Consider the following 14944-nt stretch of genomic DNA (forward strand, 5'->3'; position numbering starts at 1 on the left):
ATATCCCCTAAAGAGTTCTAGTTCTGAAGCTGGGCGAGGCGTTGCCGCGCCTCCGCCGATCCAAGGCCTGCGGCCTTTTGGTACCAGTCGCGCGCGGCGGTCGCGTCGGCAGCAACGCGCCGCGCGTCGCTCGTGCCCAGCACCGCCGGGTCATAGGTTTGCGCGAGCAGAAATGCAGCCGTTGCATCCTGTGCATTGGCGGCCCGTTCGAGCAGCAGGCGCGCCGCGGCAATGTCGCCGACCGCCAACAGACCGTTCGCGCGCGCCATCAGCCCAGCCAGTGTGTCGGCATCGAGCGTCTTAGCGGGCGGTGGGGGCGCAGGCGGCGCCGCGACTGGCCCGGGCGCCTGGGCTTGCAGCGCGGTTTGATAGGCAGTCGCAATCGCTTCGCGGCTCGGAGCTGAGGCTGCGGGGAGATCCTGCGCGTCAGCGCTCGCCAGCCTTGTGTTGCTCAAGCGCGCCGGGTCCTTGTACGCGGTCTGAGGCCTGTCCGGCACGTTGGCCGACGCCATGGCCTGGTCCAGCTCGGCACCCGTCGGGCCGGCAGCGTCGGCGGCGAAGAGATTGCGGAGACTGGGCTGATACAGCGCGGCCGCAACGGCCAGCGTGGATGCGATGAGAACCGCCGCGAGAACACGCGGGACAATTCTGAGCCGGGGACCCAACGCCCGCGCCGTATATTCGCCTGACTCCGGCACACCGAGCGGATCGGACAGGAACAGTGGAATTGGATCTTCCGGTGACAGATCGAGCCGCGCGGCGCGCGCACGGATATAGGACGCGACGGCCGGATGTGATGCAGCTTGATCGGAATCGAACGATCTCGATTCCCTGGACGGGCGGTACGCCGTCGTCTCCATGGTGATGCTCCCCACTACTAACGCAACGCTGGGGCATCCCGGCTTCAGTCTTTTTGTTGTTGTCCAGAAATGCCCCGCAAACTGGAGCCGGTAAATCGCCGTCTGAATCAGCCCAAAAAACGTCGGCGGCTTGCGCGAATCGGGAGATATTTGGGTTTGATTGAGGCGAGGCGGAGGAATGCCCCGCAATTTTGTCGACAATGGTTGACGGGGATTGACCCGGCGGCGGCGCGGACACTGCCTGTCCCGCGCTCGCGGTCATTCCCCGCGAAGGCGGGAAACCAGTACGCCGCGGCTTCTCGATTCAATGACTGACGTCTCGGAGTACTGGTCGCCCGGTCAAGCCGGGCGATGACAGTTGAGCTCGTGGCGAGCGGCCGTACCGACACACGTCGTGCCGCATAGCCTCACGGATGCAGGATCACTTTGCCCATCGCCTGGCGTCCGGCGAGCACCTTGAGCGCATCCGCCGTCTGCGCCAGCGGGAAGACGCGATCGACATGCGAGGAGATCTTTCCTTCCGCTGTCCACTTCACGAGCTTCTCGAGATTGGCGCGGTTCTTTTCCGGGTTGAGCCGGGTCCAGGCGCCCCAGAACACGCCGCGGATATCGCAGCCCTTCAGCAGCGCGAGGTTCAGCGGCATCTTCGGAATGTCGCCGGCGGCGAAGCCGATCACGAGGAAGCGGCCTTCCCAGGCAATCGAGCGCAGGGCCTGCTCGGCATAGGTGCCACCAACCGGATCGAAGATGATGTCGACGCCCTTGCCGCCCGTAAGCTTTCGCAGGCCTTCCTTCAAATCTTCCTTGCCGTAATTGAGCGCGAGTTCTGCGCCGTGCGCCTTCGCGAATTCGAGCTTCTCGTCCGACGAGGCGCAGGCGATCACCTTCAGGCCCATCAGCTTGCCGAGCTCGCACGCGGCAAGTCCGGTGCCGCCGGCGGCGCCGAGCACCGCGAGCGTCTCGCCCGGCTTCGGGCTCGCGCGATCTTCCAGCGCATGCAGCGCGGTGCCGTAGATGATGATGATGCCGGCCGCGCGGTCATAATCGAGATTGTCGGGGATCTTCACGATCGATGCCGCCGGCAGCGCGATCTTTTCGCGCGCGCCGTTGTGGCCGCAGGAGGCGACGACGCGATCGCCGATCTTCAGATCAGTCACGCCGGGACCGATGCTCTCGATCACCCCAGCCACTTCGGCGGCCGGCGAGAACGGGAATGGCGGCTTGATCTGGTACTTGCCTTGAATCATCAGGATGTCGAAGAAGTTCAGCGCCGCAGCCTTGATCGCGATCACGGCTTCGCCGGGACCGGCCACCGGATCCGGCACGTCGGCCAGAACGAGATCGTCGGGCTGGCAATATTGCGAGCAGAGGATGGCTTTCATGGCGGCACCTTCTTGAGAAGTGAAGTACTGGGCGTTTCGAGTGGATTTATAGTTTGCCCGTTTCTGCCGGATTTAGGTGCGGGCGACAATCCGGTTTCTTTGTCAGTTGGAACGCAGGAGCCTATCCTCCCGTCATTGGGAGCGTAGCGAAGCCTATTTCCGCGGTACGGTTTCCCGCTGCGCGCGCAACGACGAAACAAGAAGGATTCAAACCATGTTTGAAACAGGCCTGCTCAAGGACAAGCGCATCCTCGTCACCGGCGGCGGTTCGGGCCTCGGTGCTGCAATGGCGCACCGTTTCCTCGCGCTCGGCGCCGAGCTCGTGATCTGCGGCCGCAAGCTCGATCGGCTCGAGGCGGCGGCGAGCAAGATGCGCGAAGAGAACGGCGGCAAGGTCACCACGATCGCCTGCGATATCCGAGACGGCACCGCCGTCGAGAGCATGATGGACGCGATCTGGCGCGGGGCGCCGCTCGATATTCTCGTCAACAATGCGGCTGCGACTTTCATCGCGCAGAGTGAGCATCTCTCATTCCGCGCCGCGGATGCGATTCTCGCGCCGACCCTGCATGGTGCGATGTATTGCACGCTTGCCGCCGGCAAGCGCTGGATCGACGGCAAGCATGGCGGCGTCGTGCTCTCGATCCTCTCGACCTCGACCATCACCGGTCGCGCCTTCACCGTGCCGTCGGCGATGGCGAAGTCGGCCGTGTTGGCGATGACCAAAAGTCTCGCCGTGGAATGGGGCCCGAAGGGAATCCGCACCGTCGCGATCGCGCCGGGACCGTTCCCGACCGCCGGCGCCTCGGGCCAGCTCCGCCCCGAGGGTCGCGACGAAGGGTGGGCCGCGCGCAACCCGATGGGACGAGCCGGCGAGCACCCCGAGCTTGCCGACCTCGCCAGCTTCCTAGTCTCCGACCGTGCCGGCTACATCAACGGCGAGATGGTGGTGATCGACGGTGGCGCGCATTTGCGCAGCTCCGGCGTCGAGGATTTGTTGCGCTGGACCGATGCGCAATGGGCGGAGCAACGCGCGGCGCGATCCAGGGCCTAGTCGCCGCGACCTTCGCTAACTGCCTTCCCAAATTGGACTTTCCCGGCTATCCCTGCCCCGGGGACAATGCGCGACCGGGCCATCTTCCAGTCACAATATTGAGGGAACCACTCCAGCATGTGGCGGGTGCTGATTTTAGCTTTGATGACGGGCGTGGCGGCCTGTGGAATCATCGATTCCGCGCGGGCGCAGACGGCGCAGCCTGCGCCCAAGACTGCACCGAAAGAGGCCGCGCCGAAACCGGCCGCGCCGGCGGCCAATACGACCGGAAAGACGGCTGCAAAGCCCGAGAGCAAGCCGGCGGCCCCGCACGCGGCGGTTGCCGGCGGCGCGGAGCCAACCCTGATCGGTCAGTTCGGCACCTGGGGCGCCTATTCGGCCGCGCCCAACGGCAAAAAGGTCTGCTTCGCGCTGGCCAAGCCGTCGTCGTCGAAGACCAACCCGCCGAATCGGCCGCGCGATCCTGCCTATGCCTTCGTCTCCACCCGCCCGGCGGAGAAGGTCAACAACGAAGTCTCGGTCATGATCGGCTATGCGCTGAAGCCGGGCTCTGAATCCTCGGTCGAGGTGGGCGGCGCCGCTTTCGCCATGTACTCGCAGGGCGACGGTCTCTGGATCAAGAACGCGGCCGAGGAAGAGCGGATGGTCGAGGCCATGCGCAAATCCGCCGATCTCGTGGTCAAGGGCATGTCGTCCAAGGGGACCGAGACCACCGACACCTTTTCGCTGAAGGGCCTTGCCCAGGCGCTCGACAAGATCGCGCAGGATTGCAGGCGTTAAGCCTGCGGTCGATAAGGTCGCAATCGGCCGTTCCGGTTGCTATATAGGGCGCGTTCCAGATTTTCTCCCGTCATTCCGGGGCGATGCGTAGCATCGAACTCGGAATCTCGAGGTTCCGGGTTTAGTCCTTTGGACCATCCCAGAACGACCACCTAAATCAGGCCATTCCATGCAACCGACGACCGAGCCGCACAACGCAACACTGGTGGAGAAGACTCCGCTCGAGACCTATGTGCCGCCGGCGAGGCCCTCGCTGATCGGCCTGTCGCGCACCGAGCTTGCCGATCGCCTCGGCGAGATCGGCGTTGCACCGGCGCAGCGCAAGATGCGCGTGCAGCAGCTGTGGCACTGGATGTATTTCCGTGGCGCCCAGAATTTCGAAGAGATGACGTCGGTCTCGAAGGGCATTCGTGCCGAGCTCGCGCAACATTTCACCGTCGACCGGCCCGAAGTCGTGGCCGAGCAGATCTCCAACGACGGCACCCGCAAATGGCTGCTGCGGCTGCCGAGCGGCGACAATGTCGAGCGGGCGCATGAAGTCGAGTGCGTCTACATCCCCGAAACCGATCGCGGCACGTTGTGTGTGTCCTCCCAGGTCGGCTGCACGCTGAACTGCTCGTTCTGCCACACCGGCACGCAGCGCCTGGTGCGCAATCTCACCGCCGGGGAGATCGTCGGACAGGTGATGGTGGCGCGCGATCGTCTGAATGATTGGGCCGATCGCGAAGACGGTACGCGCCGCGTCACCAACATCGTGATGATGGGCATGGGCGAGCCGCTCTACAATTTCGACGCGGTGCGCGACGCGCTGCTGATCGTCGGCGACAACGAAGGCATCGGCATCTCCCGCCGCCGCATCACGCTGTCGACCTCGGGTGTGGTCCCGAATATCGTGCGCGCGGGCGAGGAGATTGGAGTGATGCTCGCGATCTCGCTGCATGCGGTGCGCGACGAGCTGCGTAACGAGCTGGTGCCGCTCAACCGCAAATATCCGATCAAGGAATTGCTGCAGGCCTGCCGCGACTATCCCGGCGCCTCGAACGCGCGCCGCATCACCTTCGAATATGTGATGCTCAAGGGCGTCAACGATTCGCTCGACGATGCCAAGCTGCTGGTGAAGATGCTCAAGGGCATTCACGCCAAGATCAATCTGATCCCGTTCAACCCCTGGCCCGGCACCGCCTATGAGTGCTCGGACTGGGACCAGATCGAAAAATTCTCCGAATACGTCTTCAACGCCGGCTATTCCTCGCCGGTGCGCACTCCGCGCGGCCGCGACATCCTCGCCGCCTGCGGCCAGCTCAAGTCGGAGACGGAAAAGCTCTCGGCCCGTGAACGCCAGACGCTGCGGGCCATGGCGATGACGGATTGATATTGATGATGGCGACGCTCTCAACGCCCGTCATGGCCGGGCTTGACCCGGCCATCCACGTCGAGCCACGAGAGAGCAAGTCGTGGATGCCCGGGTCAAGCCCGGGCATGACGATTGTGGATGTGGCGACGCCGTCAGTCACCAATTCGTTCCCATCATGTCCCTGATCGGCCGCCTCGTCGTCATCTTCATCGGCTTCCTCGCCGCCTGTTTCGTCGGCGGCATGATCGTTGTCGTCGCGCTGTTGTTTCCGGAGTTCGCCGATCTCGGCGCCGGTCCCGTCGATCAGGGCACGATCGATATCCTGCTCGGGTTCGGCTTCATCTTCGTCTCGGGCTTTGCGCTGGTGCCGGCGGCGGTGATCGTGGCGATCACCGAGGCGCTCTACATCCGCAGCGCGCTCGCCTATGCCGTGGGCGGAGGCGTCGTGGGGCTCGCCTGCTATCTCGGCCTGGTCCCGTTTCATTCCGACACGCTGCAATTCGAAGGCATTGTGCGGCGGCATCTGGAGATCATGACCGGCGCGGGCATCGTCGCCGGCGTCGTCTACTGGCTGATCGCCGGCCGCAATGCCGGCGCTTGGCGCAATCCGCCGCCTGCGCGCCAACCGCCTCCGCCGCTGCCGTCGAATTCGCGGCCGGATGCGCGGTGACTTTCTGACTTGTCACGGGGTTTTCATCCCTTTCCCACTGGGCTAAACCGCGCGCCATGAACCGGACTGGACTCTTCATCGCCCTGGCGCTGTGGCTCGTGATCGGCGTCGTTTTCGGCCTCTATCCCGAGCTTGATCTCAAGCTCGCCGCGCTGTTCTTCGACCCTGAGACGAAAACGTTTCCGCTCAAGCTGAACGGTTGGGCCGGCTTCGCGCGCGACGCCGCGATGTGGGTCGCCTGGGCGTTCGTGCTGCCTGCGCTGATCGCGCTCGTGGTCAAGATGGTCCGGCCCGACCGCCCGCTGATGGTATCCGGTCGCGCGATCGTCTTCCTGCTGGTCACGATCATCATGTCGGCCGGCATCCTCACCAATCTCGCCTTCAAGTCCTATTGGGGCCGGCCGCGCCCGGTGGTGGTGACGCAGTTCGCCGGCGACCAGCAATTCGTGCCGTGGTGGGATCCGCGCGGGGGCTGCGCGCGCAACTGCTCGTTCTTCTCGGGCGAGGGCGCGACCGCGTTCTGGACGCTGGCGCCGGCCGCACTGGCACCGCCGGCGTGGCGACCGCTCGCTTATGCCGGAGCCGTGGTGTTCGGCCTCGTGACCAGCGGGCTGCGGATGGCCTTTGGCGGCCATTTCTTCACCGACGTGTCGATCGCCGGCCTCGTCACCTTCGTCGTGATCTGGTTTGCCTACGCGCTGATTTACCGCTGGCCGCGGACCCGGTTTTCCGACGAGGCGGTCGATGCCGCCCTGACTCGGCTGAACATGCCCGCTTACCGGCTCCGCCAGCGCCTGTTCGGACGCAAGACGGGTGCCGAGCCGTCAGTTTGAGCCATTAAAGGGGTGCCGAGCCCCGCGAAATTTGATATTCGCGCGGTCAACCCGTGAAACGACATCAGCCCTTCGAGACCGATTGGAAGCCCCATGACCACGATCCTGAAAAGCCTGCCCAAGGGGGAGAAAGTCGGCATCGCTTTTTCGGGCGGCCTCGATACCAGCGCGGCGCTGCTCTGGATGAAGCAGAAGGGCGCGCGCTGCTACGCCTATACCGCCAATCTCGGCCAGCCGGATGAGGCCGATTACAACGAGATCCCGCGCAAGGCGATGGAGTTCGGCGCGGAGAAAGCGCTGCTGGTCGATTGCCGCACGCAGCTCGTCCACGAAGGCATCGCCGCTATCCAGTCCGGCGCCTTTCATATCTCGACCGGCGGCATCACCTATTTCAACACCACGCCGCTCGGGCGCGCCGTCACCGGCACGATGCTGGTCGCGGCGATGAAGGAGGACGGCGTCAACATCTGGGGCGACGGCTCGACCTTCAAGGGCAACGACATCGAGCGCTTCTATCGCTACGGCCTCCTGACCAATCCGGGCCTGCGCATCTACAAGCCCTGGCTCGACCAGCAGTTCATTGACGAGCTCGGCGGCCGCGCCGAGATGTCGGCGTTCATGACGGCGCAGGGCTTTGCCTACAAGATGAGCGCCGAGAAGGCGTATTCGACCGACAGCAATCTGCTCGGCGCGACGCACGAGGCCAAGGATCTTGAAAGTCTCGACAGCGGCATCAAGATCGTCAACCCGATCATGGGCGTGCCGTTCTGGCGTGACGACTGCAACGTCAAGGCCGAGAAGGTTGTGGTGCGTTTCGAGGAAGGCCAGCCGGTCGCGCTGAACGGCCAGACCTTCTCTGATCCCGTCGCGCTGTTCCTCGAAGCTAACGCCATCGGCGGCCGCCACGGCCTCGGCATGAGCGACCAGATCGAGAACCGCATCATCGAGGCCAAGAGCCGCGGCATCTATGAAGCGCCCGGTATGGCGCTGCTGCACATCGCCTATGAGCGCCTCGTCACCGGCATCCACAACGAAGACACCATCGAGCAGTACCGCATCAGCGGCATGCGCCTCGGACGCCTGCTCTACCAGGGCCGCTGGTTCGATTCGCAGGCCCTGATGTTGCGCGAGACCGCGCAGCGCTGGGTCGCGCGCGCCGTCACCGGCGAGGTCTCGCTCGAGCTGCGCCGTGGCAACGACTACTCGATCCTCAACACCGAAAGCCCGAACCTCACCTATGCGCCGGAGCGGCTCAGCATGGAGAAGGTCGAGGACGCGGCGTTCACGCCGGCCGATCGCATCGGTCAGCTCACCATGCGCAACCTCGACATCAACGATACCCGCGCCAAGCTGAAGCTCTACAGCGACACGGGCCTGCTCTCGGGCAGCGAAGGCTCGCAGATCTTCCGGCTGGAGAGCGACAAGAGCTGACACGCTCCATCCGGGCTACGAAACAAAACAAAAAATGGCCGGGATTGCTCCCGGCCATTTTGCATTTGTGTGTCGCCTCAGCGCGGCGGCGCGGTGCCGGGCGGGGGCGGCGGCAGCGAGGCCTGGCCGCCGTTGAGCAACGGCGTGATGTTGCGGACGGTGACGCGCCGGTTGATCGCGCTCGGTCCTTGCGTCTGCTCCTTCAGGTACTGCTCGCCATAGCCTTGCGACGTCAGGTTTTCAGACGGCACACCGAATTGCTGGGTCAGCAATTCGGCCGCGGACTGCGCACGACGGTCCGACAATGACAAATTGTCGACGTCGTTGCCGACCGCGTCGGTGTGACCTTCGATCAGGAACACCACGCGCGGGTTGGCCTGGATCGCACGGTTGAGACCGTCCGCGATCGACTGCAGCTTCGCCGCCTGGTCCGGTGGGATGGTCCACGATCCGGTCTCGAAGTTGATCGTGTTGAGGTCGATGCTCGGCATTTGCATGCGAACATTCGGGCTGTAGCGGATCTCGTCGAGCGTGTAGCGACGGTTGATCCGCTGCACCGGCGGCGCCACCATCGTCTCGTAGATCACGTCCGGCGAGGCCTCCTGGGCGTCGACGATATAGCGATCGTAGGGCATGTTGACGACGGGCGGCGGCGCGTCGACATAGAAACCGCCGACCGACTGCGGATCGCGGTAGCTGTTGTCGATGATGACGAGCTCGCGCCCGGCCGGGTCCCTGCGGATTCGCCGCAGCAGCCGACCGTCCTGACCTACAACGGTAATGATCTCGCTGCCGTCGGGACGGATCACCACGGTGCGGGTATCGGCGCCGACAGTTTCGGTGCGGATGTCGCGGGCGCCATAGCGGAAGCGATAGAGATCGTTGCCGCGGACGTAGGTCTGCCCACCCGGATCGCGGATGATGATGCGGTCCGGCTCGGTGTAGACGGTGCGGCCGCCTTCGACCGACTCGCGGCGCTGGTTGCGGTAGTCGGCGATGGTGGCGCCGATCACGGCACCGGCGACGACACCTGCACCGATCGCGAGCGGCGTCAGGTCACGCTGCGGCGGACGCGGCGGTGGCGGCAGGGGCGTGGTCGTCGTGGGCGCGGCGCGGAACGCCGGCGCAACCGTGGGCGCCGCGTATTGCGCCCTGTTGGGCGGCGGGGTCGCAGCCGCCGAGCCCGGCACGGTGCTCGGTGCAGCGGCGCCGGCGGGGGGAGCCGGCGGCCGGGGCGGGGCGCCTGCCTGCGGCTGGGTCGGCGGAGCTCCGGCAGCGGGTGCACCAGCAGGAGGCGCACCACCCTGGCGTCCAGGGGGCGGTGTCACGGCGCCACCGGGGGCCGGCGTCGTTGTCGGAGCCGGAGTTGCACTAGGCGCAGGAGGCGAACCTGGACGGCCGGGCGGCGGCGTCGGAGTGCCACCGGGAGTCGGCGTGGCCGTCGGCGCGGGCGTGGCGCCTGGAGCAGGTGACCCTGCAGCCGGGGGCGCACCAGGACGTCCGCCGGGAGGCGGCGTACCGGGGCGGCCAGTCGGCGGCGTGCCCGGCGTGCTGCCTGGAGCCGGCGTCGCGGTCGGCGCAGGAGTCGTCGGTGACGGTGTGGCTGCAGGTGCAGCCGGAGCACCCGGTCGCGCGGTCGGAGCGGCCGGCGCAGGCGACGGTGTTGCCGTGGGCGCCGGCGCTGGGCGTCCCTGCGGAGTTGCTGCCGCAGGCGGCGTCGGTGCGTGCTGCGGAGCCGCGGCGGACGGCGGTGCTGGCGGCGGGGGAGCCGGGCGCGCGGAAGGCGGTGCCGGAGGCGGCGGTGTCGGCGCGTGCTGTTGCGGAGCCGCAGCCGGGGGCGGCGCAGGTTGCTTCGGGGCGGCGGGCGGCGGTGGGGGCGGCGGCGGTGCCGGACGGGCCACAGGTGGCGGCGGCGGCGGCGGCGGTGCCGGACGGGCCGCAGGTGGTGGCGGGGGCGGTGGCGGCGCTGCTGGGCGCGGCGGTGCCGCAGCCGGCGGAGGCGCTGCCGGCGGATGGGGAGGTGCAGCTGCGGGCGGCGGTGCGGCCGGGCGCGCGGGCGCCGCAGGCGGCGCGGCCGCTGGTGGTCCCTTCGGCGGCTGCTTCGGTTTTCCGTCAGGGCCGGTCTCTTGTGGCTGCGCCTGCGCGACGACAAGCGGCGGCGCGCCTTGTGCATGCGATGCGGAGCTTGCGAATTGCATCGCGGTCAGAGCCGTGGTGGCAAGCAGCACGAAACGAAGGTTGGTCATGTGGTGAACTTCCCCGGAAGGTTCTTTGACGAAGTGTTCGGATGAACAGCTACGCGTTAGGCCGGATTGTGGCGGACGAAGCGGACGCGGCCCGATTTATTTCTGCACGCAAATCACCTCACTATGGTGACGTTCATTGCGCATTCAGACGCAGGTTGCAATTGCCTCGGATCTGATGCGTCGCCTCATGCGCGATCCCGCGGCGGACTTGCATCCGTCGCGGGATTCGGCGTGAGCGGTCCGTTCGGTCCGCGTGATGGAATCTCTTCAGGCATGCGGCCCGGCAATTCGTCGGGCGGCGCTGGCGAGCCGGGCTCGCGCACCGGCGGTGCGATTTCAGGCTGCGGATTGCTCGGCGGAATCCCCGGCGGCGGTTCGGTGGGCGTACCGGGCGTCGACGGCGGTATCTCGGGCGGCTCGATCGGCATTACATAGAGACCTTGCGGTTGTCGCCGAGATCGGGGCGCGTGTTCGTCACCGCCGCGGCCGCCATCTTCACATAGGAAATCACGGTGCCGGGCGAGTCCCAGAACTCGGCATCGTCAGGCGTGACCTTGAGCACGCGGATGTTCGGATCTTCCGCAGAGTCCCACCACGCCTTGGCCGGCGTCGAGAACAGCTCCTTGATCTTGGCACGGTCATTGGAGATCATTGCGGTGCCCGTCAGCGACACGTATTTCTGGCTGCCGGCATCTGCGAACGACAGGTTGATGGACGGATTGCGCGCGATCTCCTCGTCCTTGTGACGCCGCGCGTCGGTGAGGAAATAAATCGTGTTCGCGTTGCGGTCGAGATAGGCGCTCATCGGCCGCGCGCGGAGCTTGTCGCCATCGCGCGTCACCAGCATCGCGAATCCGATCGTCTTCATCAGATCCCATACGCGGTCGACGTCGCGGGCATTGTCGTTGGCCATGTCGTGCTCCTTCTTGCAAGGGACGACAACGGCGCGCGCGGAACGAGGTTCCGGCCGAAGGATGGAACTTATCTATTCCGGCGCGTGGCAAACCGCCTCGATGTTGTGTCCATCAGGGTCGAGCACGAAGGCGCCGTAATAGGTCGGATGGTAATGCGCCCGGATGCCCGGCGGCCCGTTGTCGCGCCCGCCCGCTGCAATCGCCGCCTTGTAGAACGCGTCCACCGTGGCGCGGTCCTTCGCCAGAATCGCGACATGCACCGGCTTGTTCAGCGCGCCCTCGCCGCCGATCCAGAAATCCGGCTTGCCGTCGGCGCCGAAGCCGGCGGCTGGATCGTGTCCGGTCTGCTCCTGCGTGACCTCCATGATCAGGCTGTAGCCGAGCGGCGCCAATGCCTTGGCGTAGAACGCCTTGGCGCGCTCATAGTCGGAGACCGGGAAGCCCATATGGTCGATCATTCGTAACATCCGTTGTTCGTCGTCAGCGCGACAGGAACGTATTGCTCCGCGTCTTGCGCGCAACCACGAAACCGCGCGCGACCATGTCGGCGATACAATCGTCCCGCCATTCCTTTTGCGACAAATGCTCGATTACCACCGCGCGCGGCCATAGCAATTGCGGCGCGTCGCGGAAGAAGCCGATCAAAACGCGATCCTCGAAGCCCTCGACGTCGATCTTCAGCGCGTCCACCTTGGTGACGCCGGCCTCGCCGAGAATGCGCGTCAACCGCAGCGAGGGCACCTTGATCGCCTCGGCGCTGGCCGTGCCGGTGACGACATGCGTGGCACCGAGATTGTCGCCGCCGCTCTCGATCATCAGCTCGCCGTCGCTGTCGCCGGCGGCCGCCTGCACCAGGCGCACCTGCGTCGCTTTCGACGCGGCCTGGTTGAACGACAGCCGTCCAAACGTCATCGGATGCGGCTCGATGGCGATCACTTTGCCTGATGGCCCGACCTGTCGCGCCATCACCAGCGCGAAGGTGCCGACATTGGCGCCGACGTCGACGAACACGCCGCCCTCCGGGGTGTGCTGGCGCAGGAAGTCGAGCTCGTCGAGATTGTAATCGGGATTGAACAGCGCGCCGCGCTCGGTGGCGCTGCCCTGGTGATAGAAGCGGAACGATGCGCCCTGGTATTGCACGTCGATGGGACCACCGCGCAGCAGGTTCACCAATCGCGACAGCCAGGGCCGGAACGCGCCGCGCTTCAGCCCCGATTGTGTCGCGAGGCGAATGATCGCGGCCTGCGCCGCGTTCGGCGCAAACGCGCCGAACGGCGCGGACGAAGGGGCATTATCGGTCGCCAAGTCAAAGTCCTCGTTGCAAGCGGCGCATGCATAGCCGGTTTTGCCGGGGACTCCAACGCTCGATCCGGGCAACAATCTCTGGGTCGTCCCGGCCTTCGCCGGGACGACGAAGAAAAGAGACCGCCCCTCACGCCGCCTTTTTCGGCGCCTTGCGCTGGCGCAGGAAGCGGCCGAGCAGCTTGCGCTTGCCCTTGCGCGGGATCAGGTCGATATCGCTGACGAGTTTTGCGCCGCCCTTGCGGCGCTCCAGCACGATCTTGCGGCTGTGGAAGGCTTCCAGCTCGACACGATGCGCGACGCTGACGATGGTGGCCTTCGGCAGTTCGTCGGTGATCATCTTCATCATCTTGTCCTGGCTCTTCTCGTCGAGCGCCGAGGTCGCCTCGTCGAGCACGACGATATCCGGGTTGTGCAGCAACAACCGCGCGAAGGCGAGGCGCTGCTTCTCGCCGCCGGACAGCGTCTGGTCCCAGGGTGCTTCTTCCTCGATCTTCTCCTTGAGATGGTCGAGGCCGACCTTGTGCAGGGCCTCGCCGATCTCCTCGACCGTCCAGTCGTCTTCCGCGCCGGGATAGGCGACGGCACGACGCAAGGAGCCCGACGGCACGTAGGGTCGCTGTGGCAGCATGAACAGCCGCCGGTCGGGATGGAAATTGACGCTGCCGCCACCCCATGGCCAGAGCCCGGCGATGGCGCGCACCAGCGTGCTCTTGCCGGTGCCGGATTCGCCGGCCACCAGCAGCCGCTCGCCACGCTCGATCACCACCTCGGTCTCGCCGACCACGGCGGTGCCGTCATCGAGCGTGACGGAGAGATCCTTCAGCTCCAGCATGGCGTCATTGCTGGTCTCGCCGCGCTTGATGCGGCCGAAGCCGTCGCCCAGCTCGGCGCGCTCGAGGCCGTCGAGCGACATCATCAGCGAGGCGATGCGGCGAGCGCAGGCATTCCAGTCGGCGAGCCGCGGATAATTGTCGACCAACCAGCCGAACGCGCTCTGCACGATGGTGAAGGCGGAAGCCGCCTGCATCACCTGACCCAGCGTCATGCTGCCGTCGAGGAATTTCGGCGCGCACAGCAGAAGCGGCACGACCGGCGCAACGAGGCTCGATCCCTGCGACACCAGCGTGGTGCGCATGTGCTGACCCGCGAGCCGCGCCCATTGCCGCAGCACGTTGGTGAAATTGCGGTCGATGCCGTCGCGCTCCTCCTCCTCGCCGCCGAGCAGCGCGATGCTCTCGCCGTTCTCGCGCACGCGCGTCAGCGTGTAGCGGAAATCGGCCTCAGCCTGGTTCTTGTCCTCGGAGACCTGCACGAATTGGCGGCCGATCACCAGGATCGAGCCCGATGCGATTCCCGCATAGAGCATCGCGGCGATCACCAGGAAGCCGGGAATGGTCACCGACGATCCCGCAAGGGTGACGGTGAGCGCGCCGCCGATCGTCCAGAGCACGACGATGAAGGTCACGGCCGACAGCAGCGCGGACGTCACGCCGGCGAGAAAATCCACCGGAGAATCGGTCGCGACGCGCAGATCCTCCGCGATCCGGTATTCCGGATTCTTGTGGTCGCCGCTGACGAGATTGAGCTGGTAATAGCGGCCGTTGCCAAGCCAGCGCGTCAGCACGCTTGCCGTCAGCCACGCCCGCCAGCGCCGCTGGATGCCCATGCGCGCGAACACTTGTGCCACGCCGAGCACGATGCTGCCGATCGCGAGCGGGAAGAATACCGCGGTGAGATGGAAGACGGTGGACGCCTCGCGCTTCTCGATCGCGTCGAAGATCGCCCGATTCCAGACATTGATGCCGTATTGGAAGCCGACGGTGAGGACGATCAGCAGGCCGAGGCCGACGGAGTAGAGCCACGCAAGCCGGTCGCCGTTGCCGCCCCAGAAGCCGCGCGCGCTGATCCAGAAGCGGGTGAGGAGATAGTCCTTGCGGGCCTGCTCGGCCTCTTCAGGCGACAGCTCCGGGTCGGGCTCGACCAGCTCGGGCGGCGGCGGAGCCACTTCCCCGCCGGTCTCGCCGATGATTTCGACGATGGGCGGCTTCTTGCCCGATTCGCGTTTTCTGACCGGCTTTTGCATGGCCGGATAACGCAAGCTAAATCAAAAGGTTC

The 14944-nt window shown here is 65.9% G+C and carries 14 protein-coding genes; 6 read left to right on the top strand and 8 right to left on the bottom strand.

The window, feature by feature from the left end; genetic code table 11:
• Nucleotides 1-17: 17 nt before the first annotated feature.
• Together IVB19_RS00500 and IVB19_RS00505 are read right to left on the bottom strand one after the other, a co-directional pair.
• A complete protein-coding gene (locus IVB19_RS00500; protein WP_247368305.1) occupies nucleotides 18-860 on the bottom strand; it encodes a hypothetical protein in 843 nt (280 codons plus the stop codon).
• A 407-nt stretch (nucleotides 861-1267) separates the two neighbouring features.
• Nucleotides 1268-2242: an NADPH:quinone oxidoreductase family protein gene (locus tag IVB19_RS00505; protein WP_018459762.1), complete on the bottom strand. Its 975-nt coding sequence runs from the start codon at nucleotides 2240-2242 to the stop codon at nucleotides 1268-1270.
• Nucleotides 2243-2456: 214 nt separating this feature from the next.
• Here IVB19_RS00505 and IVB19_RS00510 point away from each other — a divergent pair, with 214 nt between their 5' ends.
• The 6 genes from IVB19_RS00510 (at nucleotide 2457) to argG (ending at nucleotide 8364) form a co-directional block, all read left to right on the top strand.
• Nucleotides 2457-3296 carry an SDR family oxidoreductase gene (locus IVB19_RS00510; protein ID WP_018459763.1) on the top strand — a complete coding sequence of 280 codons (840 nt, stop codon included), beginning with the start codon at nucleotides 2457-2459 and terminating at the stop codon, nucleotides 3294-3296.
• Nucleotides 3297-3413: 117 nt separating this feature from the next.
• The gene (locus IVB19_RS00515; RefSeq protein WP_018459765.1) at nucleotides 3414-4076 is read left to right on the top strand and encodes an invasion associated locus B family protein; all 663 of its coding nucleotides are present in this window, start codon (nucleotides 3414-3416) and stop codon (nucleotides 4074-4076) included.
• A gap of 169 nt (nucleotides 4077-4245) precedes the next feature.
• The gene (rlmN, locus tag IVB19_RS00520; protein WP_018459766.1) at nucleotides 4246-5448 is read left to right on the top strand and encodes a dual-specificity RNA methyltransferase RlmN; all 1203 of its coding nucleotides are present in this window, start codon (nucleotides 4246-4248) and stop codon (nucleotides 5446-5448) included.
• A 157-nt stretch (nucleotides 5449-5605) separates the two neighbouring features.
• Nucleotides 5606-6100: a hypothetical protein gene (locus tag IVB19_RS00525; RefSeq protein WP_018459767.1), complete on the top strand. Its 495-nt coding sequence runs from the start codon at nucleotides 5606-5608 to the stop codon at nucleotides 6098-6100.
• 56 nt (nucleotides 6101-6156) lie between these two features.
• Entirely contained in the window at nucleotides 6157-6933 is a 777-nt protein-coding gene (locus IVB19_RS00530) for a phosphatase PAP2 family protein (protein WP_018459768.1), read from the top strand.
• A 93-nt stretch (nucleotides 6934-7026) separates the two neighbouring features.
• Nucleotides 7027-8364 carry an argininosuccinate synthase gene (gene argG / locus IVB19_RS00535; protein ID WP_018459769.1) on the top strand — a complete coding sequence of 446 codons (1338 nt, stop codon included), beginning with the start codon at nucleotides 7027-7029 and terminating at the stop codon, nucleotides 8362-8364.
• A gap of 77 nt (nucleotides 8365-8441) precedes the next feature.
• Here argG and IVB19_RS00540 read toward each other — a convergent pair whose 3' ends face one another.
• The 6 genes from IVB19_RS00540 to IVB19_RS00565 form a co-directional block, all read right to left on the bottom strand.
• A complete protein-coding gene (locus IVB19_RS00540; RefSeq protein WP_247820868.1) occupies nucleotides 8442-10610 on the bottom strand; it encodes an OmpA family protein in 2169 nt (722 codons plus the stop codon).
• A gap of 185 nt (nucleotides 10611-10795) precedes the next feature.
• Entirely contained in the window at nucleotides 10796-11038 is a 243-nt protein-coding gene (locus tag IVB19_RS00545) for a hypothetical protein (RefSeq protein ID WP_018459772.1), read from the bottom strand.
• Nucleotides 11038-11523, bottom strand: coding sequence for a pyridoxamine 5'-phosphate oxidase family protein (locus tag IVB19_RS00550; RefSeq protein ID WP_018459773.1), 486 nt, complete (start codon nucleotides 11521-11523; stop codon nucleotides 11038-11040). Before IVB19_RS00550 ends, IVB19_RS00545 begins: the two co-directional genes overlap by 1 nt.
• 72 nt (nucleotides 11524-11595) lie before the next feature.
• Nucleotides 11596-11982, bottom strand: a complete 387-nt coding sequence (locus IVB19_RS00555) for a VOC family protein (protein WP_007598770.1) — start codon at nucleotides 11980-11982, stop codon at nucleotides 11596-11598.
• A gap of 22 nt (nucleotides 11983-12004) precedes the next feature.
• On the bottom strand, nucleotides 12005-12829 hold the full coding sequence (locus IVB19_RS00560; RefSeq protein ID WP_018459774.1) for an FkbM family methyltransferase: 825 nt from the start codon (nucleotides 12827-12829) through the stop codon (nucleotides 12005-12007).
• A gap of 127 nt (nucleotides 12830-12956) precedes the next feature.
• Nucleotides 12957-14912 (bottom strand): ABC transporter ATP-binding protein/permease, encoded by a 1956-nt coding sequence (locus IVB19_RS00565; RefSeq protein ID WP_026233875.1) that lies wholly within the window; start codon nucleotides 14910-14912, stop codon nucleotides 12957-12959.
• Nucleotides 14913-14944 lie beyond the last annotated feature (32 nt).

Source organism: Bradyrhizobium sp. 187 (assembly GCF_023101005.1).
Lineage (GTDB): Bacteria > Pseudomonadota > Alphaproteobacteria > Rhizobiales > Xanthobacteraceae > Bradyrhizobium > Bradyrhizobium canariense_D.